A 24,566-nucleotide genomic window follows, 5' to 3' on the forward strand; every position below is an offset into this window, starting at 1 on the left:
TCAGGAGGCGCGAAATGGGAATACGCTTTTTCTCGGACAAGAACCGACCCGTTCACATGGGGGCGTACCCAATGGAGCGGTTGGCTCGGCAGGACAACCTTCCGGATCTGTCGCTTGTGCCGCCGATGAAAGAGCTCAGCTTTCACCGCCCCGACCAGCCTGAAAGCATCGTAAACGCGATGGGCGAATTTCAGGCCATGATGGATGCTATCCGTGACGGGTTCGTGAACCCCGCGATGGCTGGAATCCCGGACAGCCCGTCGGAGCGCGCCAATCATCTGAAGGCGTTTGGTTATTTCAATGATGCCTCGATGATCGGATGCGGACCGCTGCCGGCTGAGGCGCTGTTGCCCGAACCCCGGAGAAATCGCGACATCGACCGGCTGGCCCACGCCCTGAGAACACGCCAGACCAAGACGCTGGCCTCGGGCATCGATGTGATCATGGCGGATCTGAAGGAAAGCATGGAGGCGGAGTCCGGCTCGATTGGCGCCCACCGACACGCGATTGTTTTCCTGTACGAACATCATCGCGACCCGGACGCGGATGAGCCGGGGACAGAGTGGATCAGGGATGCACAGGACCATCGTGCCTGCCTTTTGGCGACCGAAAACGCGGTGGTGATTGCCAACTATATCCGATTGCTCGGGTTTGATGCGCGGGCGCATACGGTCATGTCGTCCGAGGTGGATCTGAACAGGTTGGCCGTTGCCGCGGGGCTGGTCACGGCCGAGGACGGCGTGCTTGTCGCCCCCTGGCTTGGCAAACGGTTCGGGTTGGCTGCAATCACCACCGAGATGGAGATCGCCCATGACAGGCCCCTGAAGCCCATGGCGCAGCAGCCGTGGTTCAAAACTCGGGGCCCCGCGTGGTGGCTGGGTGCAGGTTTTGCCAAAGGTGCGTTGAACCGTGACCCCTATGCCAAGCGCCGCTATGTGGATGGCGCGCATCCGTTCGAAAAGCTGACGCGTGTCGACGATCCAACCACATACATTGACGAGGAAAACGTGGCCCGTGTGCCGAAACGGGCGGACATGTTTGCCCGCGCGCAATTCGGAGATATGGGCAAGCCCCTGCAGGACGCGGCCAAAGGCGGGCACTACGTCCGGAAATCCGCGCCCAGCTTCGCACAAAGGCGCGCGCTGGGTGCCTTCGTTCTGCTGCAGGATGGCGACGGCGCCGACGGGCGCAAGCAAACAGATGCGCAGCAGAACGCGGCGAACATCAAGGCGGCGTCCTACTTTCTGGGGGTCGATGCGGTTGGTCTCAGCCGGTGCCCCGAATGGGCCTGGTATTCCCATGACGCAACCGGCGAATCCATCGATCCGCCCCATGATCAGGCCGTCAGCATGATCATTGATCAGGGATATGAGACGATGGAAGGCGCCAGCGGTGACGATTGGATCAGCGTCGCCCAGTCCATGCGAGCATATCTGAGATTTTCCTTACTGGGCGGGGTGATTGCCCAGCAAATCCGCAATCTGGGCTACAAGGCCAAGGCGCATACGGTCATGGATGGCGAAGTGCTGCAGCCACCACTGCTGTTGCTGTCCGGGTTGGGCGAAGTCAGCCGCATTGGCGAGGTGATCCTGAACCCCTATCTGGGGCCGCGTCTGAAATCGGGCGTGGTAACGACAGATATGCCGATGAGCCACGACAAGCCCATCGACTTTGGCCTGCAAAGCTTTTGCGAGTCGTGCAACAAATGCGCGCGCGAGTGCCCCTCGGGGGCGATCACTGCCGGACCGAAACTGATGTTCAACGGATATGAAATCTGGAAATCCGACAGCCAGAAATGCGCCACCTATCGGATCACGACACCGGGCGGGTCCATGTGCGGGCGGTGCATGAAAACCTGCCCTTGGAACCTTGAAGGCCTGTTCAGCGAACGCCCTTTCCGCTGGGCAGCGATGAACATCCCATCCGCCGCACCCGTTTTGGCGCGATTGGACGACGCGGTCGGAAATGGCGGTTTGAACGACACCAAGAAATGGTGGTGGGATATCGAGTTGCAGGCGGACGGGGCCTATCGCCCTTCGACCCATCCCCTGAACCGGCGTGACCTGCAAAAGGATCTGGACCTGAAATACGAGGATCAGACGCTGGCCGTCTACCCGGCTTACCTGGCCCCGCACCCATGGCCCTATCCGTTCGCGATGGACCGCGAGGCCGGGATCGCCGCCTATGACGCTCTGGTTTCGGCAGACGAGTACAAGGCACGCAAAGCTGCCGGGGATATGAGCGTGGTTCACCGCTATCAGATCGCCGGAGACGCACCGGTGATGCGGGTTGAACTGACCAGGGTCGACAAGATGACTTCGGATGTCACGAAATACGAATTTTCGGCCATGGATGGTGCGCCGTTGCCGGACTGGACTGCCGGCGCACATCTGGATGTATTGGTCGCCCCGGAATTTCTGCGTCAGTATTCCATGTCGGGCGATCCTGCTGACCGGACTACGTATCAGATCGGCGTCCTGCGCGAAGATGAAGGGCGCGGCGGTTCGGCGCTGTTGCACCGTATCTTCGGCAAGGGGCGCAAGGTATTCATTTCAAAACCCATCAATCACTTTGAACTGGATGAGACTGCCAGCAAGACGTTCCTGATGGGCGGCGGTATCGGCATCACCCCGATGATTGCCTTTGCGCACAGGCTTCACGCGCTGGGCAGAGACTTCGAGCTGCACTATTCCGCCAGTACGCGGGCGGACGCTGGTTACCTGCAGGACCTTGCCGCAGCGCCCTGGGGCGATCATGTGCACTACCATTTTTCAGACGAAAACACCCGGGCCGATCTGGATGTCATCCTGTCTGATTATCAGGAAGGATGGCACGTTTATACCTGCGGTCCGGATCGATATATGGACGGCGTGATACAAGCGGCAGAACGACAGGGTTTTCCCGAAGACGCCCGGCATCTGGAGTATTTCTCGGTTCCCGAGCAACCCGAATACGAAAACCATCCGTTCATTCTGAAGCTAGCAAAGTCAGGCAGGGAGCTGACCGTCCCATCGGACAAGGATGCCGCGCAGGTTCTGAATGAGGCGGGAATTCATGTGGATGTGAAATGCGCCGACGGCATTTGCGGGGTCTGCAAATGCGGGGTTATCTCGGGCGAAATTGAGCATCGTGATTTTGTGTTGTCGAACCGGCAGCGCGAAGGAGCTATCATTTTATGCCAAAGCCGCGCCGCGAATGCGGATGGCGTGATCGAGATTGACCTCTGACAATTGTTCAAAAACGACTTTGGGAAACCTAAATTTTGGTCGTTCCGGCCATGGACGCCACCTGGTTGCTGCACTAACGTCCCGTTCAAACCCCAGTTAATCCTGATCCACAGGTGCGAGGTAAACAAATGGACTATCACAGCCCCAACAGTTTCGAAGAAGCTTCGGCGCTGGCAGCGAATGCAACGGGAACGACCCGGTTTCTTGCAGGCGGCACCGACGTACTGGTGCAATTGCGTTCGGAACTGGTGACCCCCGATACACTGATCGACGTGAAAAAAATCAACGGGGTGCGGGACATCACCCGTAACGCCGATGGCAGCTGGACCCTTGGCGTCGCCGCCACCGGTGCCGAAATGAGCGAGCACCCCGAACTTGGCCGCGACTGGCCCGGCGTGGTCGAGGCAATGGATCTGATTGGCTCGACCCAGGTACAGGGACGCGCGACTTTGACGGGCAACCTGTGCAATGGCTCGCCTGCGGCTGATTCCGTGCCGGCCATGGTAGCGGCCGGTGTCACGGTGACCGTGACCGGTCCTGGCGGCACGCGGGAGGTCGCGGTCGAAGATATTCCTGTCGGCCCCGGAAAGACCTCGCTGACCAAGGGCGAGCTGATTTCCGCAGTGCACATTCCGGCGCGGGGAGACAACGGTGGAGACGCATATCTGCGCTTCATTCCACGTACCGAGATGGACATCGCCGTCGTCGGCGTCGGCGTGAACCTGCGCCTGGATGGTGATAAGATCACCGAGGCGCGTGTTTCGCTGGGTGCGGTGGCCCCGACCGTTCTGCTGGTCGAAGACTGCGCCAAGGCCATCATCGGCACCACTCTGGACGACGCCGCGCTTGATGCACTGGCTGCGGCTGCATCCGCCGCCTGTAATCCGATCAACGACAAACGCGGCACAATCGAATTCCGCACCGAAGTTTCGGGTGTTCTGGCAAAGCGCGCCGCGAAAATCGCCTATGCCCGCGCGAAGGGAGAGCAAGCATGAGCAAGTTACACGTATCCACCACCGTGAACGGTGACGCGGTTGAATACCTGTGTGATCCCCGCGAAACCCTGCTGGACTGCCTGCGTGACAAGCTGAACCTGACCGGCGCCAAAGAAGGCTGCGGCACCGGCGATTGCGGCGCGTGTTCAGTTACGGTTGACGGCCGTCTGGTATGCTCGTGCCTGATGCTGGGTGTCGAGGCGGAAGGAAAGCAGATCGAAACCGTCGAAGGTATCGCGGATGGCGATGTTCTGCACCCGCTGCAGAAGAAATTCATCGAATACGCCGCCCTGCAATGTGGCATCTGCACGCCGGGTATTCTGGTTGCGGCGAAGTCCCTGCTGGAAAAGAACCCGAACCCGACCGAGGAGGAGACCCGGTACTGGCTGGCGGGCAACCTGTGCCGCTGCACGGGATATGACAAGATCATTCGTGCCGTGATGGATACGGCAGCTGAGATGCGGGAGGCTTCGTAATGGCACTCGACGATCGGAAATCCGAATTCAATTTCGTGGGTACCCGTCCTGACCGGCCGGATGGTCTGGACAAGGTGACGGGCCGGGCCCGGTTTGGCGCCGATGCTTATGCGCCCGGTATGCTGCATGGTGCGATCCTGCGTTCCCCTCATGCGCACGCGCGGATCGTGAAGATCGACGCATCGAAGGCCGAGGCGCTGAAGGACGTCAAAGCCGTTGTGACCCGGGCCGATTTCGCGGATGTGCCCTTCAAGCCCGGTTTGGAAGGCGAATTCTGGAGCGTGCTGGAAAATGTCATGGCGGGTGAAAAGGCCCTCTATGACGGTCACGCTGTTGCGGCGGTTGCGGCCACGTCGGCTTTGGCTGCGCGCGATGCGCTCAAGCTGATCGAGGTCGAGTACGAAGTGCTGCCCCACGTCACGGATGTGGACAAGGCGATGACCCCTGATGCGCCGGTAATCCGCGAAGGGGCTGCGGACTATTCTGTGCCCGAAGGGATGCACCCCAACGTCGTGCGTTATCACGAAAGCGGCCATGGCGACGTCGAGGCCGGGTTTGCCGAGGCGGATCTGATCCTGGAAGACAGTTTTGTGACCGAGGCAACGCATCAGGGCTATATCGAACCGCACGCCTGCCTTGGATCTCTGGGCAGTGACGGCAAGGGTGAGCTGTGGTGCTGCACGCAAGGCCATTGGTACGCGCAGAAATACTGCGCCACGCTGCTAGGCATTGAAACGGCGCAGCTGCGGGTGACCGCCTCGGAAATCGGTGGTGGCTTTGGTGGCAAGACCACCGTGTTCATCGAACCGGTTGCATTGGCGCTGAGCCGCAAGGCCAACCGGCCTGTTAAGATCGTAATGAGCCGCTCTGAGGTGTTCCGAGCTACCGGCCCGACCTCGTCCGCGTCGATGGATATCAAAATCGGCATGAAGAAAGACGGCACGATCACGGCGGCCGAAGGTATCTTCCGACTGCAGGGCGGTGCCTTTCCGGGAGCGCCCGGGGATATGACCGCCATGTGCGCTTTTGCGCCCTACAACCTGACCAATGTTCGTCAGGTCGGCTATGACGTTCTGGCCAACCGTCCGAAACAAGCCGCTTATCGCGCGCCCGGCGCGCCCATGGGGGCCTTTGCGGTGGAATCCGTGCTGGATGAGCTGTGCAAAAAGCTGGGGCTGGATCCGGTGGACGTGCGTCTGAAGAACGCGGCGCACGAAGGCACCAAAGCCAGTTATGGCCCGACTTACGAACGTATCGGTCTGGTCGAAACACTTGAGGCGGCCAAGGCCCATCCCCACTATTCGGCACCGCTGAAACCGGGGCAGGGGCGCGGCATTTCGTGCGGGTTCTGGTTCAATCACGGTGGTGAAACCAGCGTCTCGCTTGCGCTGTCCGAGGACGGCTCGGCCCAGGTTATGGTCGGCACACCTGACATCGGTGGCTCGCGTGCGTCGATGGCCCTGATGGCGGCCGAAGTGCTGGGTATCCCATACGAGAACATTCGTGTCACCGTCGCGGATACGGCGACGCTGGGCTACAATGACGTAAGCCACGGCTCGCGCGTGACCTATGCCAGCGGACTGGCGACCATCAAGGCAGCCAGAAACGCTGTGGAACGTCTGTGTGAACGCGCGGCGGCCAAATGGGGTATCCCGGTCGATGCGGTGAAATGGGAAAACGGCTGTGCCGTGCCTTCGGGTCCGAACGCAGGCGATTTCGATCCAATGCCGCTGGCCGATATCACCGCAGATATGGGTGCGACCGGTGGTCCGATCTCGGGGCATTTCGAAGCCACTCCGGAAGGGGCGGGTGTGTCATTCGGTACCCACATCGTTGATGCCGAGGTCGATCCGGAAACCGGCAAAACCGCGATCACCCGCTATACGGTCATTCAGGATGCCGGTAAGGCGATCCACCCGACTTACGTGGAAGGTCAGTATCAGGGCGGTGCCGCCCAAGGCATCGGCTGGGCGCTGAACGAGGAGTATATCTACGGCGAAGATGGCAGGCTGCAGAACTCGATTTTCCTCGACTATCGCATTCCTGTGGCCAGTGATCTGCCGATGATCGACACGGTGATTGTCGAAGTGCCCAACCCCGGCCACCCATTCGGTGTGCGCGGCGTGGGCGAGACCGGCATCGTGCCGCCGCTCGCGGCCATCGCCAACGCTGTCTCCAATGCGGCGGGCGTGCGGATGAAGCGACTGCCAATGTCGCCGCCCCGCATTCTGGCGGCGCTCAAGGACAATGGTTGAAGTCCACCTCTGGTCCGGCCTCCGGTCTCTGACCGGGGGCCAGCAGGTGGTCGAGGTGCAGGCCACAACCACCGGCGAGCTGCTGCGCGAACTTGTTCGCGCGCATCCGCAATTGCAGGCACCGATTGATGCCGGTGTGTCGATCGCCATCGACGGCCGCGTCATCGCCTCGGGACTGACCGAACCGATCCCGGAAGGCAGCGAGATTTACCTGATGCAACGCCTGCGTGGCGGCTAAGCGAGGTTGACCCGGAAGGGGCAACGATCAGTTCACTAGACCTTCGGCTATTTGATCCACGGCGGATTGCAGAGAGTCGCGTCGATATTGCGTGCTGTCGGCGAAGGCGTCGAAACGGGCCGAGGCCCGCAGAATTTGAACGCCGTCCCGTGGGGTGATTTCGAAACTGATCGAAGAAATAATGCAGTTTCCCAGCAAGGTGCGGATTTCAGTACAGATTTTGCGTACCTTTTCGAACACCTCTGCGCGGTTGCCCAGAGTGTTGTGAAGATCGCGGCCACCAATCAGCCGCACCCGGGCCGAGATGAGTTCGCCGTTCTTGACGACTGACGGATCGCCGGTTTCGTAATCCGGGACATATTGCAGGTTTCCGATGATCCTGACGGTTCCATCCCGTGAAAGCGTGGCGTTGGATTTGGAAACATCACATTTTGTTCCCAGGTTGCCCAGTACTTCGAAACAGTATCCCGCCAGAGTTTGCGGCGCGCGTGCATGGGCATAAAGTTCCTGAAAATCCGGCTCTGGCAGGGTTTCTCCAGGCTTCAGCAAAGCCTCAAACGGCATTTCCAGCTTGTATGACACATAGCGGCCTGTGGTCAGGTCCGTGGGGTTGAATGCTGCGTTCAGCTTCTTGTTGTTGCGCAGCCAGGCAACAAGTGGTGGGCCTTCGGCAAGTTCACCCACGGTTTCAAACGCCGCGTCGTCGCCGGACTGCGCCTGTGAAACCGCGCGGCTGATTTGATAGCCCCAGTACATCGTCGGCAGATACCAAACCGCAAGTAGGGCGAGGATCGACAGAGTCAGGGCCGTACCTATCAGTTTCATTGCCGGGAAACCTCCTGCGGCGCGGGATCAAGCAGCGCAAGGTCACCACCGACCGCGGCGGTCAGCAGCATGATATGCGTGTCCTCAAACGTGTCATCTCCGATCAGCGTAAAGTCGTTTTCCGAGACATAGACATCACGTCCTGCCATGCTGCGATATTCGATTGGCTGGTCCGGCAGGTCGCCCACCAGGACATGGGCCGCACTGTGGGGGGCTGTTACATTGGTGTCCGCAGGCACACCCATGACCTGCCGGTACCATGCGTCAAACGCGCGATAGCCGGTGTTGAAGCTGTAAATTTGGTTCGTGTACAGATCATTTCCGTTATCCGCCTTGGTCTGCGTGGGCCAATGCGCCTGTGGCCTTCGCCATGGTGCAACCATGCAAGGCCCCGGGGCATCATTCGCGCCAAATTCAAAGTTCGTTACAAAGTCGCTGATCCTGATTGCCTCGAACGGCACGTCCTGTTCAGGCGCCACAAGACCCGAGTTCTCGCCGATCATCGCGACATGCGACAGGGTGACTCCCCTGGCCAGTTGCAGGTTCCAGATCACGTTCTGGCGGAAGCTTTGCAGCACCAGATAGACGGGTGCCGACGTGTCCGTGACAAACACGTCCACGGCGAACATCCGTCCCTGCGCCCGGGATCCGGTCTGAAAGTGTTTTTTCGAAACCTGCACACCTTCGATATGGTCGATCAGCGCATTCGCGATGGCCCGGTTCGAGAACACATGGGTCGTTGTCGGCAGCGTGCCGGTCTCCATGCGCACGTTATAGACAACATCATTCGGCTGCGGTCTTTTGAAGGTGCATTCGGAATTGACGGCAAAAGGGATCAGCACGTTGGGCGGCGCGTCCTGCCCTGCCGGATCAAAGCCCGTCGCCACATCCAACACGGTCAATTGTTCCCGGTCCGCAGTTGCCAGACCCGGGCTGGGAATGCTCCAGCCTTGATCGGTGATCTGGCGAACGTCCTGCACAGGCTTGGGTTGTGGCTGTGAGGCCGACTGGTTGTCCGGGGCTGCTGCTTGCGACAGTTTCCACTCGTCGAACATCATCAGGGCGTAAAACCCGCCAATTCCGGCCATGGCCGCCAAATTGGCCCAGATCATCGCGTTGCGGAGATTATGACCCTTCGGCGCCGGTTCACTGGATGGAGCTTCTGTTTGGACTTGCGGTGGCGGAGGGGTGCCGTGTTTCTGCTGAATGCGTTGTATTCGTTCCGAAAAATCTTGCTTTTGTTTTGAATCGGTCATGGCGTCGTATCTCGTGATTCGGCACCGACGTTAATTGAAAATTTCAACCGCCGCGAGAATGCGTAACGGCGAAACATGCCGTTCGAAATGACTGTTGCAAGAAGACAAATCAACTACACCTTGTTTGAAGCAGTTGCAGTCCGGTTGTTTTGGCTGGATTTGATGCTTGGTTTGTTAACTCTGCCAGGGTTCACGCCCGACCATCCGGTCCGCTTCAGCAGTGAGATCGTTCATGTGGTGCTCGAGGCTTTGCCTGAGCGTTTCGATCTGTTCTTCACTGGCTTTGCGGGGAACGGTTTCGGTCCATTCCCGGCACAGGAAAACGCCCTGATTGCGCCAGGGGCGGGGCAGCAGCATGCGGTCCCACGTTCCGGCCTCGCGCCCGTGGCGGGTAGAAAAGGTAATGCCAAACACCCGCTTGCCCGAGGTGCGCGCCCAAACCAGCGGCACGGTCGACAACACCCGTTCGGGCCCACGCGGACCATCGGCGGCTATGCCAATCGAAATGCCCTGCTTGATCATCCCCAGCACCTCGCGCGACAAGGCGACGTGGCGTTTCCGGCTGGTCATGGCGATCGAGTCCAATCCGAAGAGCTTTTGCACCCGGCCCACCATGCTGCCGGCGCGCGCGGCCGACGTGATGGTACAAACCCGTCCCTTGTCCAATGGAAAGAGGTAGGGCGATAGCGTCAGCCGCTGGTGCCACATCACAACGATCACCGGCTCACCCTGTTCCACCAGTTTGTCCATTTCCTCAAACCCGAGGCGCTGCCAGCTCGTATTGCGATGAACCATCCGGATGTAGCTGGCGATCCGCCGCGCCGCCCAGTTGAGAACGGCTTCGCTGTCTGCGATTTTCTTGCGGAGGCTCACGTATTGTATCCTTTTGCTGACCAGACCTTGTCTTAAAGAACTGCGCGTTCTGTGCAACTTGTTTGTCCCCGGGGTGATCTGACGATGAATCGCAAAAAGCCTCTTGAGTCCGCCGCGCGGCTGGCATATCTGGGTCGCACCACAGGGGTATAGCTCAGTTGGTAGAGCGACGGTCTCCAAAACCGTAGGTCGCGGGTTCGAACCCTGCTGCCCCTGCCATTTCCTTGCATGTTGTCGACGAAGCCCAGGTTGGGGATACCCTTCCGTGTGCCGGTTCAGTTTCACGGGCAATCGCTGTTCCCTCTGGCGAATGAATGGCCTATTGTCCGGTGCAGACAGAACGCACCGGGATGGGGATACATGTCGCGTTTCGATGGTTACTTCCTGCGGCAGTTGCTGGTGCTGTTCGGATTTTTCACTCTGGTTCTGGTTGGCGTCTTCTGGATTACCCGATCAGTCAGCCTGTTTGACCGGGTAATCAGCGGTGGTCAGTCGGCCATGGTGTTTCTTGAATTTACGGCCCTGACACTGCCGACGCTGATCCGCACGGTGATGCCAATGGCCGTATTTGCTGCCGCAGTTTACGCCACCAACCGGCTGAGTCGGGAAAGCGAGATGACGGTGATGCTGGCCACCGGGTCAAGCCCGTGGCGGCTGGCGCGCGGAGTATTGGTTTTTGGTGTCATTGCCGGGCTGATGATGGCGGTCATAAGCATATTCCTGCGCCCCGCATCCGTCGATCAGCTTGAGCAGCGACAGGCCGAAGTCGCCGGGGACGTCACCGCGCAATTGCTGAACGAGGGTGAATTTCTGCACCCGGCCACTTCGGTGACGGTCTATATCGGCAGCATTGATCTGGACGGTACTTTGCACGAAGTGTTTGTTTCCGATCGTCGCGACAAACTGAACTCGGCCAGCTATTCCAGCAAGACGGCGTATCTGGTAAACAATGATGCGGGTCTGCATCTTGTGATGCTGGACGGGATCGCGCTGCGCCTGGACCGTGAAGGCCGGACGTTGTCTTCGACCCTGTTTCAGGACGCGTCTTACGACATATCCGGGTTGACCAGTTCGCGCGGCATGAACGACCGCAGCCTCGAAGCGGTTCCGACAATCGAGTTGCTCAATGACCGGGACGCAATCTCGGCAGCGGAAGGATTCAGCCAGGGTGAGATGATCGAGGAGCTGCACCAGCGGTTCTCTTGGATCGCGATCTGTATTGCTGTCGCGATGGCGGGGTATTCCACCCTGATGCTGGGCAGTTTCTCGCGGTTTGGCCTTTGGCCACAGATATTCGGGGCTTTCACCATCCTTATTCTGCTGGAGGGTGTTCGCGGATTTATCTCTCCCATTGTCATCGCCGATCCTGCCCTGTGGCCGATGCTGTATCTGCCGGCCTTCGGGGGCATCCTGATTTCCTGCATGTTCCTGTTTGTTGCGGGCCGGCCGCTTGTCGTGATGCGGCGAACCGAAAACCAGGCAATGCCGCAGGCAGGTACCTGAGTTCAGCCGCGAAGATCGGCAAGGCAGCTCAGGATATCGTCGATGCCCGCGCCATCACGGCGGGTCACCAGATAGAGCGGCAGTAACAGGTCGCGTGCCCCCTCGATCGGGATCAGTTCCTGTGATCGCAGGTGGTCTTCGATGACATAGCGCGGGAAATACCCGGTTCCGCCCCGGCGCAACACATAGCGCAGCGCCATCGTGCAATTGCCAAGAAAAATCGTCTGCCCCGGCGCCTGTCGGGCCACGGATCTCACGTGGTCCTGATAGACTTCACCCAATTCCAAATTGACAAATACCAGATCCTGGCCGGTGTCGGCCGTGCCATGGGTTCGGACAAGTATCAGACGCTCGGTGCCCAGGTCGTGGAACACCACGCGCGGATCGGCCGGTTTCTCATGGGTCAGGGCGGCATCCAGAACATGCGTCGCGACAGCGTCGACCATGTTCAGATCGTGGTCATAGTTTAGCGTCAGCAACAGTTTTCCGGACTGCCGTTCGAATCGCACGGCCAGATCAACCAGCAACGGATCCCAGATGCTCAGCTGCGCGCCAAGTCGCAAGGCGATGCGGTTCTGGGATTGAGACGGCAGGTCGTGTGAAGCAAAGGACCAAAGCGACAGCATCTGTTCGGCGTAAGGGCGGAATTGCCGCCCGAAATCAGTCAGTGTGGTGCCACCCGCGCCCCGATTGAACAGTTGCTTTCCCGTTTCATCTTCAATCGCGCGGATACGCGCACTGACCGCGGTCTGGGTCACGTTCAGCTTGCGGGCCGCGGCGTGAAAGCCTCCGACCTCGGCAACGCACAGAAATGTTTCGAGCGCTTTGATCTGCATGCCGAAAGTATTTTTTGATCGAACCGATAAAATCAATTCATTTTTTTGGCCACAGGGATTGCACTATCATGATGCGCAACTTCAGCCAAAGGACGCGCCATGCTGGACAAAAGCCACAAACCCACCTGGACCAGTTTCGAAAACACCACCAAGGAAGATTTTCTTGCGGTAATGGACTACGAAGACGCCTATAACGCGGCCCTGCCGGATCGCATTCTGGATGCAATCCGCTCGCTCGATGAAGAGTGGACGCCCTATCCTGTAAACCGTTATCAACACAGCCTGCAGGCCGCGACCCGTGCCTATAACGACGGGGCCGACGAAGAGATCGTCATCGCTGCATTGGTGCATGATACGGGCGATATCCTGTCCCCCTACAACCATGGTGAGCTGTCAGCGGCGATGATGAAGCCCTATGTCAGCGAAAAAACCTACTGGATTCTCAAGCATCACTGCGTGTTTCAGGGGTATTATTACAACCACTTCCTGGGTGGCGACCGCAACGCCCGCGACAAGTATCGTGACAGCCCGTACTGGGAAGACTGCCGGTATTTCTGCCACGAATACGACCAGTGCGCCTTCGACCCCGATTACCCGACCAAACCGCTGGAGTTCTTTGAACCCATGTTGCGCCGGGTTCTGAACAAGGGAGAAGGCCACATGGAATTGAACGAGACGGCGGACGACGGCAAGACTGATTAAGAAAAATGAAAGGCGGGCCTGAGTGGCCCGCCTGAACCGATCAGCAGCTTGCCATCAGACGATAGACGATCTGCGCGGCGGTAAAATCCCATGCGGCATTGCCATCGGGGGCCAGTTCGACCACATCGAGTCCGACGCATTTTCGCCCCTTCAACGCGTGTTCCACCAGATGCAGCGCCTGGTAATAGGCCAGCCCACCGGGTACAGGGGTTCCGGTTGCCGGCATGATCGCCGGGTCCAGTCCATCAACATCAAAGCTGACATAAACCAGTTCCGGGAAGTCTTCGGGCAGGTCGATGGCGTGGATGTTGTCGGTCACCAGTTCTTCGGCATCGACGTGAAAAACGTTGTTTTGTACACGGCTCTGCGCCTCTTCTTTGCAGAAGGCACGAACGCCGAACTGGGCCAGGCGGATGCCTTCTTCGGCCAGAAGATGCATGACCGAGGCGTGGGAGTGTTTTTCGCCCTGATAGGCGTTGCGCAGGTCGGCATGCGCGTCCACCTGAACGATACCGATTGGTTGACCCAGCGCACGGGCGACGCCCATGACTGCACCGTAGCTGAGCGAATGCTCGCCACCCAGCGTCACCGGCACCTTACCCGCGCGCACTGCGGCTTCGGTGCGTTGGGCCAGGCGTTCCATGATTTCCGGCAGCGAGGCATCGCAATCCAATGGCGGCTCGGTGAAGATGCCCTGCAGGCAGGGTTCAGCGCTGCCGACGATCCGCTCCAGCTCATTTGAGGCCTCGATAATTGCTTCGGGCCCTTTGGCCGTGCCCGAGCCATAGGACACCGTGCGCTCCAGCGGCACCGGGATCACGTGGAACCGCGCATCTTCAGTGCGCTCGGAGGCGGTCAGTTCACTGTCGAGGAAAATGCTCATGAGAGTCTGTCCTTAAAGTCTTCATAGCCGAACTTTTTGATGATTTTCAGTTCGTCTGTTTCGCTGTTCCACAGCGCGATGGTAGGCAGCGGCACGCCATTGAATGTGTTCGTCTTGACCATCGAGTAATGGGCCTGGTCCAGGAAGGCGAAGCGCTGCCCGATCTCCAGCGGCTTATCCCATGTGTAGTCGCCGATCACGTCGCCCGCCAGACAGGACGGGCCGCCCAGACGGTAGGTGTGGCCAGCCTCGGCTTCATCCATCAGAGCCGGACGATAGGGGGCTTCGATCACGTCGGGCATATGGCAGGTGGCCGAGATATCGGTGATCGCAAGGTTCATGCCATTGGTCGGCAGGTCGAGGATTTCGCCAATCAGAACACCTGCATCCAGTGCGACGGCTTCGCCGGGTTCAAGATAGACATCGATGCCATATGTTTCGCGGATGCCCTTGATGAAAGCGACCAGCCCGTCGCGGTCATAGTCGTCGCGGGTGATATGGTGCCCGCCGCCGAAGTTCAGCCATTTGAGTTGCCCCATGAACGGCAAGAGTTTCGGTTCGACGGCGTCCCACGTGCGCTGCAGCGGCTCGAATCCCTGCTCGCAGAGCGTGTGCATGTGCAGGCCATCAACCCCGGTCAGGGTTTCCGAGGTGAGCTGGCTGACGGGCGTTCCCAGCCGAGAACAGGGGGCGCAGGGATCGTATTTCGGAATTTCACCCTCGGAGTGTTCCGGGTTGATGCGCAGGCCGACCTGAACGCCCGCAGCCTGTGCCTTGGCGAGAAACCGATCCTTTTGCGCAGGAGAGTTGAAGATGATGTGGTCGGACAGTGACAGGATCTCGTCGATATCCGCGTCCTTGTACCCGGCGCAGAATGTGGCGACCTCGCCACCGTATTCTTCGCGGCCCAGCCGAGCCTCAAAGGTGCCGCTGGCGCAGGTGCCGCCGAGATATTGGCGCACCAGCGGGGCGAGCGAGAACATCGAGAAGGCTTTCAGAGCACTCAGCACATGTGCGCCCGAGCGGGTGCCGATATCGGCGAGGATGCTCAGGTTCCGTTCGACGGCCTTTTCATCGACCACGAAGCAGGGGGTCGGCACACGGCTCAGGTCAAAATTGCGGAAGGCTCCGGCATCCCCGGCTTGTGTGGTCATCATGTCGGACATAACCGGCGTCTCCTTGGGGTGGAGAGGCCGGGGGCGCTGCCCCCGGACCCCCGGAGTATTTGGGAAAAGATGAAGACCAGATCAGAATTCGACGGGGCCGTCGAGTTCATGGACCTGCCACGGCAGGCCGTGGTTGTTCAGCATGTCCATGAAATCATCCGGGTCGAGCTGTTCCATGTTCCAGACGCCCGGCTCGGTCCAGTTGCCTTTCAGAACCTGTGCCGCGCCGATCATGGCAGGGACACCGGTGGTGTAGCTGACAGCCTGGCTGCCAACCTCGCGGTAGCATTCTTCGTGGTCGCAGATGTTGTAGATGTAATAGGTCTTCTCGCCCGAGCCATCCTTGGCCTGACCCGTGGCGATGTCGCCGATACAGGCTTTGCCCTTGGTTTCCGCGCCCAGATCGCCGGGATCGGGCAACAGGGTTTTTAGGAACTGGATCGGGATGATTTCCTTGCCGTCATGCATCACCGGGTCGATACGGGTCATGCCGACGTTTTCCAGCACTTTGGCGTGGGTGATATAGGCGTCACCGAAGGTCATCCAGAAGCGGGCGCGCTCAATCTCGGGGAAGTGAGTCGACAGCGACTCCAGTTCCTCGTGATACATCAGGTACATGTTTTTGGGGCCGATGGCGGGGAAGTCAAACTCGACCTTGTTTGTCATCGCCGGCGAGTGCTTCCACTCGCCACCTTCCCAGTGGCGAACTTCGGCCAATACTTCGCGAAGGTTAATCTCCGGGTTGAAGTTGGTGGCGAATTCCTGATCGTTCGAGCCGCCATTGGCGTCCAGAACGTCGATTTGACGAATGGTGTCCAGCTTGTGTTTCTTGAGCCACTTGGCAAAGACGCTGGTCACACCCGGATCGAAACCCGAGCCGAGGATGGCGGTCAGGCCAGCCTCTTTGAACCGCTCCTGATAAGCCCACTGCCAGTGATATTCGAACTTGGCCTCATCCTCGGGCTCGTAGTTCGCGGTGTCGAGGTAATGGATACCGGCCTCAAGACATGCATCCATAAGAACCAGATCCTGATAGGGCAGGGCGAGGTTCACGAGGATTTCCGCGCCGGTCTCCTTGATCAGCTTGACCGTGTCTTCGACCTTGTAGGCGTCCAGTTCTGCGGTGGCGATATCAACGCCCACACGCTCTTTCACCGATTTGGCGATGGCGTCGCATTTCGATTTCGTGCGGCTGGCCAGAGTGATTTCGGTGAAGATGTCCGAGTTCATCGCCATCTTGTGCACGGCGGCGTGGGATACGCCGCCTGCGCCGACAACCAGTGTTTTGCCCATGGGGTTTTCTCCTCTCACAGGGGGTTATTCGTAATAGGTGTAGCCGTTGATCGAGTCGCGGTAGGCGCTCATCAGGGTTTTGCGGTCCTTGGCTTTCAGAGTACCGGTCGAGATCGCCTCGTCCACCATTTTGCGGAAGGCAGCGACACAATCGCCGGGGTCAAACTCGACATAGGACAGAACTTCGGAGATGGTGTCGCCTTCCTGCTCGTGCAGCAGGTCGAAGCCGCCGTCAGCGCGCAGGTCGATGGTGACGACGTTGGTATCACCAAACAGGTTGTGCAGATCGCCCAGCGTTTCCTGATAGGCGCCGACGAAGAAGACGCCCATGTAGTATTCGTCTTCTTCAGGCAGCGAATGCACCGGCAGGCTGGGAGAGACACCATCGGCCAGGATGAAGCGGTCGATCTTGCCGTCGCTGTCGCAGGTGATGTCGGACAGGACCGCGCGGCGGTCCGGTGTTTCGTTCAAACCCTGCAGCGGGACGATCGGGTGCAACTGGTCGATGGCCCAGACATCGGGCAGGGATTGGAACAGCGAGAAGTTGCAGTGGTAGATATCAGCCACTTTCTCAAGCTGGTCGTCCACATCGGTTTCCAGATCGTCGCTGGCCGCAAGCGCCTTGAGGCGGGTCATCAGCGACAGGTAGATGCGCTCGGCCCGGGCCATCTGGCGCAGGTCGACATAGCCGCGCCGGAACAGGGCACGCAGTTCATTGCGATAGAAGGTGGCGTCGTTCCAGCATTCCTGCAACCGGTCGCTGCTGAGGTAACTGGACACAGCGGCCAGGTCCGATACCATATGGTGGTCATCGGGTTCCACCTCGGGCCCGTTGGGCGCGTCGTAGAGCGTGCTTTCCAGCACGTTGAACAGCAGCATCGACGAGGTTGCCACCACAGCGCGACCGCTTTCGGTGACCAGAGTCGGGTGGGCCACTTCGGCCTCATCCATCGCGTAGGCCACGGTTTCGACGACATTGGCGCAGTATTCCTCGACCGTGTAGTTGATCGAGTTCTCGGCGGCTTTCTTTTCGCCGGTATAGTCCACACCCATGCCGCCGCCGAGGTCCAGATGGGTCAGCGGTACACCTTCGCGCGTCAGCTCGGTGTAATAGCGGCAAGCCTCGCCCACGGCGCGGCGCACGTCGTTGACGTCCTGCACCTGAGATCCGAGATGCGAGTGCTGCAGCTTCAGGCAATGCAGCAGACCGGCCGCTTTCAGTTTGTCGACAGTAGCGACCAGCTGATCGGTGTTCATGCCAAAGGCGGACCGGTCGCCCGAGCTTTCTTCCCATTTGCCGCTGATCTGGTTGGTCAGTTTGACCCGGACACCGATCAGGGGCTCGATGCCCAGTTCGTTATAGACCTCGATCACCGTGTCGGCCTCTTTCGGGCTTTCCAGCACGATGACCGTGTTGAAGCCGATCTTGCGGCTGAGGATCGCCAGTTGGATGAACTCGGCATCCTTGACGCCGTTGCACACGATCAGTGCTTCGCTGGCCAGACGATGGGCAAGCGCGATCACCAGTTCGGGTTTCGATCCGGCTTCCAGGCCGTAATTGTACTTCTTCCCGAACTCGACGATCCGGTCCACGACCTGCGCCTGTTGGTTCACCTTGATCGGGAAGACACCGCGATAGTGCCCTTTGTACCCGGTACGGGCAATCGCATCCCGGAAGCTTTCATTGATATGAGCGATCTCGTTTTCCAGGTAGGAACTGATACGCAAAAGCATCGGGGCCCTGATGCCGCGTTCCTCAAGGTCGCTCAGGATGCCGGGCAGGCTGATTGCCGCAGCCTCTGGCGCCATGGGATTGCGCAGACCGATCTCGCCCTGCTTCGTCACCTCGATGAGGCCTTTGCCCCATTTCTCAACCCCGTAGATGGAATGCGGTGCGTTGGGCGTATGTTTCAATCAAGTCAGTCCTTGTACGTCTGGAGTGCCGGTTTTGCGCCCGCCAATACGGCAGCAGTTTGATTCGTCCAAGTGTAATCTATGCGATGGAAAATGCCGAGGTTCAGCCAAACGCCCGGACAGGGATCAGGTGGTTGTCCCATTGGCAGTCCAGTTGGGCCGAATTGTTGGCGCTGATGCCGCTCAGGCTGCCGATCACTCCGGTGCCGGTGGTAAAGACATACCCCTTGGGCCCTGCGCATAACCCGCATACATCGTCAAGCTTGTGGATGCTGACCAATCGCCCGTCTGCGACATTGAACTGATGCAACGCGTTGCCGCGCGGGCAGGTGATCGCGACGGTTTCGCCATTGGCAGAAAACGCGACACTTCCTGCGTAGCCTTGAAGCGTGGCTTGATCGGTGTCGGGTGCCGCCAAAAGCCTGGGCGTCTGACGACGGTGATGCAGGCCCAATAACGGCGGGTGAGCGGTCGCGTCGCCCTGCCATTGCATGGCAAAGGCAACAAGGCCATCCCGGCGCACTGCCAGATGACGGGTCGAGCTCTTGTGCATCGCGCGCGGCAGTTCCACCGTCTCCAGAATGTCGCCGGACAGGTCAAGATAGGTCAGGTTGGGTTGCATCACCGGCAGGTTCAGCTTGGTGCGGCCCGTTTCGGGATGGGTTTCGATCCCGCCATTGGCGACGACCAAAGAAACGCCATCCGGCATCAGGCGCAAGTCGTGCGGGCCGATACCGCCCGAGGAAATCTCTCCGATCCGGGTGTAATCTTGGCCGTTCCAGATGCCGATGATGCCCGCGCCAGCGTCATAGTCGTTTTCGGTCGTGTAAAGCCTTGTTCCATCTCGCGAATAGGTACCGTGGCCATAGAAATGGCGCCCTTTTGGGGCCTGCAACTCGGCGATTTGCACCCCAGTGGCGCAATCAATCACCGCGGCAAAGGTACCGGGACGGCGGGCAAAGGCCACCGCCTGCGGCAAGTGTGGATGCGCGGCGGCGGCGTGGCCCCGGGCGGGCAATGGCAGGGAAAACAGGATGGTTCCGTTCACATCCAACCCGGCCAGGCGGTACGTATCATCCGGGAATAACGCCGCAGCCAGATAGTCCGGGCCGCCCACCGACGCCCACCCCTTCATGGGGGCAAGACCGGCGGCGGTCAGACCGACCAGAAAGCGGCGGCGGGTGGTCATGCGGATCAGTCTCCGTCCAGTGAGTTGAACCCGGCGCTGATGCCAAGGGTCGGGCCGAGTTCGGTAGAGGCAATAGCGCGGATGTCGTTGATCGACTGTTGCAGCGCTTCGACCCGGATGCGTCCCTGTGGATCGGCGACACCCGCAAAGGCCGGATCGTCCAGTGATTGTGCCCGGCTTATGGCTCTTGCAAAGGTGGCGTCCAGATCATCGGCAATCCCGGGATGACCAGTCGACAGATGAGTGGCAAGATCGTGCAAGGCGATCAGCGACAATTCTACATGGCGCAGGGATCGTTCGGACCGGCGTGCCTCGGCCCGGTTGGGGCGGGGGCGGTCATGCGTTCCCATGGGGCGGCCAAGGCGGGTGTCGGCGGTAAACTCCAGGCCGGTGATCAGCGCTTTGAACAGTTCCTGCATGGCTTCGTCATCGGACCGGTAAGGGCCGTCGGGTCCGGGTCGAGCCATTTTGCCGGCAAAGGACTGCCAGTCACTGTCGATAGCCCGCGCATTCCGTTCGATATCTGTCGCGATGGCCCGAACCAGCGCGCAGCGATAGTCATCCGCGCCTGCCGCGGACAGTTGCGGGTCGAACAGAACCTGCTCCAGAGCAAAGAAACCGCGTCCAGCGATCGATGTTTCCGCGAACCCTTCGGCGGAATAGACCGCATCATCTTCCCGGGCGATCAGCACTGACAGTGCCTTGGGCGTGAAACCCTTGCTGTCGGGCCAGAACGCCAGGGCAAAGGCGCGGTCATCGGTTTCCGATGGGCCAAAGCGCAGGTGGCTGGCAGAAATCCATGCGTCGAAGGCATCGTGATAAGCCGCATGCAGATCGGGGGCGTCCGTTGAGCAATCCGCCTGCGACGATGCTTTCAGTGTGCCGGACGCGTCCGCAAGCTGCGCAAAACGCGGCAGGATGTGGGATTGCACCGTGTCCGCGAGTACAGCCTGACGATCCTGAGCGTGGACAGCTATTGGCAGTATGAGGGCAGCCAGTAAGGTGAGAATTCGCATGAGTCAGAGACTTTCGAGAAAACGCACAAGGGCATTGCGGTCGGCTTTTGGCATCGAAACAACACTGTCCCGCGCCGCCTGCGCCTCACCCCCATGCCACAGGATGGCTTCAAGCAGCGACCGGGCGCGCCCGTCATGCAAAAACTGGGTATGCCCGGACACCTGTTCGGTGAGGCCAATGCCCCACAGCGGTGCGGTGCGCCATTCCCGGCCATCGGCGCGGGCTTCGGGGCGGTTGTCTGCAAGCCCCTCGCCCATGTCGTGCAGCAGCAGGTCGGAATACGGCCAGATCAACTGAAAGCTGTGTTCTGGCCGGTCGTCCATGCGGTGCGTGACGAAAGCGGGCGTATGGCAGGAGGCGCAGCCGGAGGTGTAGAACACCTCTTTCCCGCGCAGCACTTGCGGATCATCCACATCGCGTCGGGCCGGAACGCCAAGGTTCTGGCTGTAGAATGCAACCAGGTCCATGCCCTGCTGGTCAATTTCGAATTCCCGAATGTCCTGATCGCCATGGGGGGCCGCAACGCAAGCAGTCTGGCGGTCAGTGCAATCGCCGTGCGGCGCCGGGTAGAGCGGGCTGGAAATGCCGATATCACCGGCAAAGGCGGCGGCGGATTGTTCCATGATCGTCGGCATTCCGGCCTTGTGGCCGAACCGGCCCATCATCGGTTCACCAAATTCCGCTGACCAGACGATATTCGGTCGTCCGGAAATTCCGTCGCCATCCATATCTTCGGGATCGGCGTTGGCCAGCAGATCGTCGACCGGGATGGCTTCAAGCAACCCCAATCCGATCATCTGTGGCGCCACGCGGGGGCTGAACATCGCGTCCGGGTGCAACGGGCCGTATCCCAGATCTGTTGCGCCGTAGGTCGGGCGGCGCAGGATGGCAGTTTCGCCTTCCGACAGTTCAACGGGAACATCCTCATATGCGATATCCAGCCGGTATTCGGCCGGATGGCCGGGCAAGGCAAGGTCCTGCATCTGGCCGCCGTAATTCGGTTCGGGACGGGTGGCGATGTAATCCTCGATCTCGGAATACCTGTCGTCGGGGCCACCGGGAACAGACACGCGCAGGAACATTGATATCGCGTTGTCGTCCGGGCCGTTGGGCGTATGGCCGCGCCCGTCCTTGATGTGGCATCGCTGACAGGATCGGGCGTTGTAAAGCGGGCCCAGACCGTCCGAGGCCAATGTAGATGCGGGGGACGAGACCCAAATCTTTCTGAACAGCCCGTTGCCGACCCGGAAATCCAGCTCCTGCTCGAAGCTCAGATTGCCCGAGGGTTGTGAAAAGGCATCGGCGTCCTGGCGCGCCCGCACGGTGGCCGCCCCGGCGGGCAGGTCCTCGAACCGTTGCGGCGCGCTGAAATCATCGGGCAACGCCGTGACGGCGGAGATCCGGTTGCGCTCTTCCTCGGTTCTGGGCTGGAAGTTCAGGTGAATGTCACGCAGTTCGGCGGACAGGGAGGGGGTGGCCACGCACGTGACCACCGACAAAAGACAGAGTTTAGTCCACTTCGTCCATTTTCGACGCGTTGAGCTGCGCATAATTGGCTTCGCCGATCCTTTCATACAGGTCGAGCTGTGTTTCGAGGAAGTCGATATGTCCTTCTTCATCGCTGATCAAATCCTCGAACAATGACATCGACACATAATCGCCCGCCTCGCGGCAATATTCCCGGGCTTCGACATAAAGCGCTCGCGCATCCTGTTCCGCCGCCAAGTCGCATTCCAGCGTTTCCTTCGGGGTCTGGCCGATCCTCAGAGGATCGAGTTTTTGCAGGTTGGGATGCCCTTCCAAGAAGATGATCCGTTCGATGAGCTTGTCGGCATGGCCCATCTCTTCGATGCTTTCCTCGCGGCTTTTCTTGGCCATATGGCCAAGGCCCCAATCCTCTTGCAGGCGGTAGTGCAGCCAGTACTGGCTGACCGCCGTCAGTTCATGCCGCAGGGATTTGTTGAGGTATTCGATGACCTTGGGGTCGCCTTTCATCTGCACTCTCCTGTGTTGCTCCGCTGCGCAGGGCGCGGAGTTGCATGGGGACTTCCAGATTATCGCAGGACCGCATCGAGTCGAGAAAAAGCGGCATACATCCGCCACAATCCGCTGATTTCCCAAGCGCATGGTAGATTTTTCCGGGCGTGATCACCGTGTGCGGGTCAGACGCGCGCATCCAGTCGATCGCGGCGCGGATGTCGTGGTCCGAGATATGTGTGCAGTGGCAGATGATCATGGTAATGTGCCCATTTTTGCGGTCGAGCTTTGATGTCAGTTGGGGGTTCGGATGCGGCTTTTCACATCAAACCCCGGTGATCCGGATATCCGGAAGCACCCACGTTCAGATGCTTCCGGTTCAGTCAGGCCGGGAGGGGGTGCCCGGCCAGACAGGTCTTATTCGAACACCGAACCTGGGTTATCTAGGCTGTCCGAGCCTTCGATGCTGACCTGATCCAGGTCCAGCGCAGCCACGACACGCTCAATGGTCTTGGTCTGGTCGATCAGGCCGTTCACACCGCCCATGATCAGGACCTCACCGCCTTCATTGCCGCGTTCCAGCATCTGGTCGTAGGCAAAGCCTGCCTCGGCTGTCGATTTCAGACGACCCAGCGCCTGCATTGTGTTGGCCAGCTTGGCCTTCATCTCAGCGTCCAGCGACGGGTCGGTGGCCAGTACCAGATCCGACAGCGACGCACCGGAAACTGGTGTGCCGTCGATGCGGGTATAGCTGCCCAGATAGACGTTCTGAATGCCCAGCCCGTCGTAGTAATGGCTGTTGTGAGTGTTGTCCGAGAAGCAATCATGCTCCTCCTCGGGGTCGTTCAGCATCAGGCCAAGGCGCATCCGCTCACCCGCCTGTTCGCCATAGGACAGCGAGCCCATGCCGGTGAGGATGGCGCTGACACCGGCCTTGTCGCTTTCGGCCAGTGCGGCGCGTGCCGCACCGCCTGACTGCCACTGGGTGGCCATCCAGTCCAGATCGCTGACCAGCAGTTCGGTTGCGGCGCTCAGATACTGTGCGCGGCGATCGCAGTTGCCGCCGGTGCAATCGTCACCCTGCACATAGTCGGTGGAAGGACGGTTTCCCGCGCCCGAGCCGTGGCCGTTCAGATCCTGGCCCCAGAGCAGGAATTCAATGGCGTGATAGCCGGTTGCGACGTTGGCCTCGATGCCGTCTGCTTCGTGCAGGGTTTCACTCAGCAATTCGGGCGTGATTTCGGCGGCGTCGATAGTGTTGCCGGACAGATCGAAACTGGGGTTGGCGATGACGTTCAGCGCCGCAAACTCATTCTCGTCGGTCGGTCCGCCGTAGGAGGCGTCGACATAGTCGATCAGCCCCTCATCCAGCGGCCAAGCGTTCACCTTGCCTTCCCAGTCGTCGACGATGGCGTTGCCGAAGCGATAGACTTCGGTCTGCTGATAGGGCACGCGGGCCGCGACCCACGCGGCGCGTGCGGCGTTCAGCGTGGCGTCGGACGGATCGGCAATCAGTGCGTCGACGGCGGTTTGCAGGGATTTCGCGGCAATCAGGCTGTCTTCAAACGTGGCTTCGGCGATATTGGCATAGGTGTTCAGAACGTCCGCCCGGGAGGGCGCATCAGCGGCAATTGCTGAAGTTGCGGCAAGTAGTGTCAACGTACCCGCTGTGGCAAAGCGTTTGGTCATGATGATTTTCTTTCCTGTCAGAAACAATAGTTCGGGTGTCTTGTGGCAGGCACCGTTCCGCCTATAGCTGATTTAATTAGTCAGGAATGTCAACCTGAGTTTTATTGTCGGAAATAGTCGTATTATGTTCCGACCGCGCCCCCTACCCATATCTGGCGAGGTCTGGTTGGGGTGCTGACATTGCGCGATTGACGGATCGGAATACAATAAAGCCAGTGATTCTTTTTGAACGGTGCACTGGTTATGAAAGCA

Annotated in this window: 21 protein-coding genes and 1 tRNA gene; 8 read left to right on the forward strand and 14 right to left on the reverse strand. The window is 59.7% G+C overall.

Translation table 11 applies throughout. The features are described 5' to 3' along the window. The first annotated feature begins 14 nt into the window (after positions 1-14). The 5 genes from ACR1XU_RS19025 (at position 15) to ACR1XU_RS19045 (ending at position 7,191) form a co-directional block, all read left to right on the forward strand. On the forward strand, positions 15-3,227 hold the full coding sequence (locus ACR1XU_RS19025) for a reductive dehalogenase (protein ID WP_480907684.1): 3,213 nt from the start codon (positions 15-17) through the stop codon (positions 3,225-3,227). Positions 3,228-3,355: 128 nt separating this feature from the next. Then, entirely contained in the window at positions 3,356-4,222 is an 867-nt protein-coding gene (locus ACR1XU_RS19030; RefSeq protein ID WP_170806909.1) for an FAD binding domain-containing protein, read from the forward strand. Next, the gene (locus tag ACR1XU_RS19035) at positions 4,219-4,698 is read left to right on the forward strand and encodes a (2Fe-2S)-binding protein (protein ID WP_170615926.1); all 480 of its coding nucleotides are present in this window, start codon (positions 4,219-4,221) and stop codon (positions 4,696-4,698) included. The genes ACR1XU_RS19030 and ACR1XU_RS19035 overlap by 4 nt, the downstream gene beginning before the upstream one ends. Beyond that, positions 4,698-6,953, forward strand: a complete 2,256-nt coding sequence (locus tag ACR1XU_RS19040; RefSeq protein ID WP_170824708.1) for a xanthine dehydrogenase family protein molybdopterin-binding subunit — start codon at positions 4,698-4,700, stop codon at positions 6,951-6,953. The genes ACR1XU_RS19035 and ACR1XU_RS19040 overlap by 1 nt, the downstream gene beginning before the upstream one ends. Then, complete coding sequence (locus tag ACR1XU_RS19045; RefSeq protein ID WP_170682168.1) at positions 6,946-7,191, forward strand: MoaD/ThiS family protein; 246 nt, start codon at positions 6,946-6,948, stop codon at positions 7,189-7,191. Before ACR1XU_RS19040 ends, ACR1XU_RS19045 begins: the two co-directional genes overlap by 8 nt. Positions 7,192-7,218: 27 nt before the next feature. Here ACR1XU_RS19045 and ACR1XU_RS19050 read toward each other — a convergent pair whose 3' ends face one another. From ACR1XU_RS19050 to ACR1XU_RS19060, 3 genes are all read right to left on the reverse strand, one after another. Further along, complete coding sequence (locus ACR1XU_RS19050) at positions 7,219-8,016, reverse strand: hypothetical protein (protein WP_321249054.1); 798 nt, start codon at positions 8,014-8,016, stop codon at positions 7,219-7,221. Continuing rightward, positions 8,013-9,128: a hypothetical protein gene (locus ACR1XU_RS19055; RefSeq protein ID WP_480909580.1), complete on the reverse strand. Its 1,116-nt coding sequence runs from the start codon at positions 9,126-9,128 to the stop codon at positions 8,013-8,015. The genes ACR1XU_RS19050 and ACR1XU_RS19055 overlap by 4 nt, the downstream gene beginning before the upstream one ends. 318 nt (positions 9,129-9,446) lie before the next feature. Beyond that, on the reverse strand, positions 9,447-10,145 hold the full coding sequence (locus tag ACR1XU_RS19060) for a lysophospholipid acyltransferase family protein (RefSeq protein ID WP_480909578.1): 699 nt from the start codon (positions 10,143-10,145) through the stop codon (positions 9,447-9,449). A 143-nt stretch (positions 10,146-10,288) separates the two neighbouring features. Between ACR1XU_RS19060 and ACR1XU_RS19065 the strand changes: the two genes are divergently transcribed. Beyond that, a tRNA-Trp gene (locus ACR1XU_RS19065) sits at positions 10,289-10,364 on the forward strand. A gap of 141 nt (positions 10,365-10,505) precedes the next feature. Continuing rightward, a complete protein-coding gene (lptF, locus tag ACR1XU_RS19070; protein ID WP_480909576.1) occupies positions 10,506-11,648 on the forward strand; it encodes an LPS export ABC transporter permease LptF in 1,143 nt (380 codons plus the stop codon). Between the two features lie 2 nt (positions 11,649-11,650). Here lptF and ACR1XU_RS19075 read toward each other — a convergent pair whose 3' ends face one another. After that, positions 11,651-12,484, reverse strand: a complete 834-nt coding sequence (locus ACR1XU_RS19075; protein ID WP_480909574.1) for a LysR family transcriptional regulator — start codon at positions 12,482-12,484, stop codon at positions 11,651-11,653. A 99-nt stretch (positions 12,485-12,583) separates the two neighbouring features. Between ACR1XU_RS19075 and ACR1XU_RS19080 the strand changes: the two genes are divergently transcribed. Continuing rightward, positions 12,584-13,186, forward strand: coding sequence for an HD domain-containing protein (locus ACR1XU_RS19080; RefSeq protein ID WP_480909572.1), 603 nt, complete (start codon positions 12,584-12,586; stop codon positions 13,184-13,186). A gap of 40 nt (positions 13,187-13,226) precedes the next feature. On the opposite strand, the gene speB is transcribed toward ACR1XU_RS19080, so the two are convergent. The 10 genes from speB to ACR1XU_RS19130 form a co-directional block, all read right to left on the reverse strand. Then, positions 13,227-14,069, reverse strand: coding sequence for an agmatinase (speB, locus tag ACR1XU_RS19085; protein ID WP_170682161.1), 843 nt, complete (start codon positions 14,067-14,069; stop codon positions 13,227-13,229). After that, positions 14,066-15,235, reverse strand: a complete 1,170-nt coding sequence (gene nspC / locus ACR1XU_RS19090) for a carboxynorspermidine decarboxylase (protein ID WP_480909570.1) — start codon at positions 15,233-15,235, stop codon at positions 14,066-14,068. The genes speB and nspC overlap by 4 nt, the downstream gene beginning before the upstream one ends. 81 nt (positions 15,236-15,316) lie before the next feature. Further along, positions 15,317-16,528, reverse strand: coding sequence for a saccharopine dehydrogenase family protein (locus tag ACR1XU_RS19095; RefSeq protein ID WP_480909501.1), 1,212 nt, complete (start codon positions 16,526-16,528; stop codon positions 15,317-15,319). 24 nt (positions 16,529-16,552) lie between these two features. Next, entirely contained in the window at positions 16,553-18,442 is a 1,890-nt protein-coding gene (speA, locus tag ACR1XU_RS19100; protein WP_480909499.1) for a biosynthetic arginine decarboxylase, read from the reverse strand. Between the two features lie 103 nt (positions 18,443-18,545). Next, positions 18,546-19,631, reverse strand: coding sequence for a DUF1513 domain-containing protein (locus ACR1XU_RS19105; protein ID WP_480909496.1), 1,086 nt, complete (start codon positions 19,629-19,631; stop codon positions 18,546-18,548). A gap of 5 nt (positions 19,632-19,636) precedes the next feature. After that, on the reverse strand, positions 19,637-20,647 hold the full coding sequence (locus ACR1XU_RS19110; protein ID WP_480909493.1) for an imelysin family protein: 1,011 nt from the start codon (positions 20,645-20,647) through the stop codon (positions 19,637-19,639). A 3-nt stretch (positions 20,648-20,650) separates the two neighbouring features. Further along, positions 20,651-22,198, reverse strand: a complete 1,548-nt coding sequence (locus tag ACR1XU_RS19115; RefSeq protein WP_480909490.1) for a di-heme oxidoreductase family protein — start codon at positions 22,196-22,198, stop codon at positions 20,651-20,653. Beyond that, complete coding sequence (gene bfr, locus ACR1XU_RS19120) at positions 22,158-22,643, reverse strand: bacterioferritin (protein ID WP_170806895.1); 486 nt, start codon at positions 22,641-22,643, stop codon at positions 22,158-22,160. The genes ACR1XU_RS19115 and bfr overlap by 41 nt, the downstream gene beginning before the upstream one ends. Beyond that, positions 22,591-22,884, reverse strand: a complete 294-nt coding sequence (locus ACR1XU_RS19125; RefSeq protein WP_480909487.1) for a (2Fe-2S)-binding protein — start codon at positions 22,882-22,884, stop codon at positions 22,591-22,593. Before ACR1XU_RS19125 ends, bfr begins: the two co-directional genes overlap by 53 nt. A gap of 158 nt (positions 22,885-23,042) precedes the next feature. Next, complete coding sequence (locus ACR1XU_RS19130; RefSeq protein ID WP_480909484.1) at positions 23,043-24,314, reverse strand: imelysin family protein; 1,272 nt, start codon at positions 24,312-24,314, stop codon at positions 23,043-23,045. Positions 24,315-24,566 lie beyond the last annotated feature (252 nt).

It is taken from the genome of Ruegeria sp. D1(2025) (assembly GCF_056536425.1).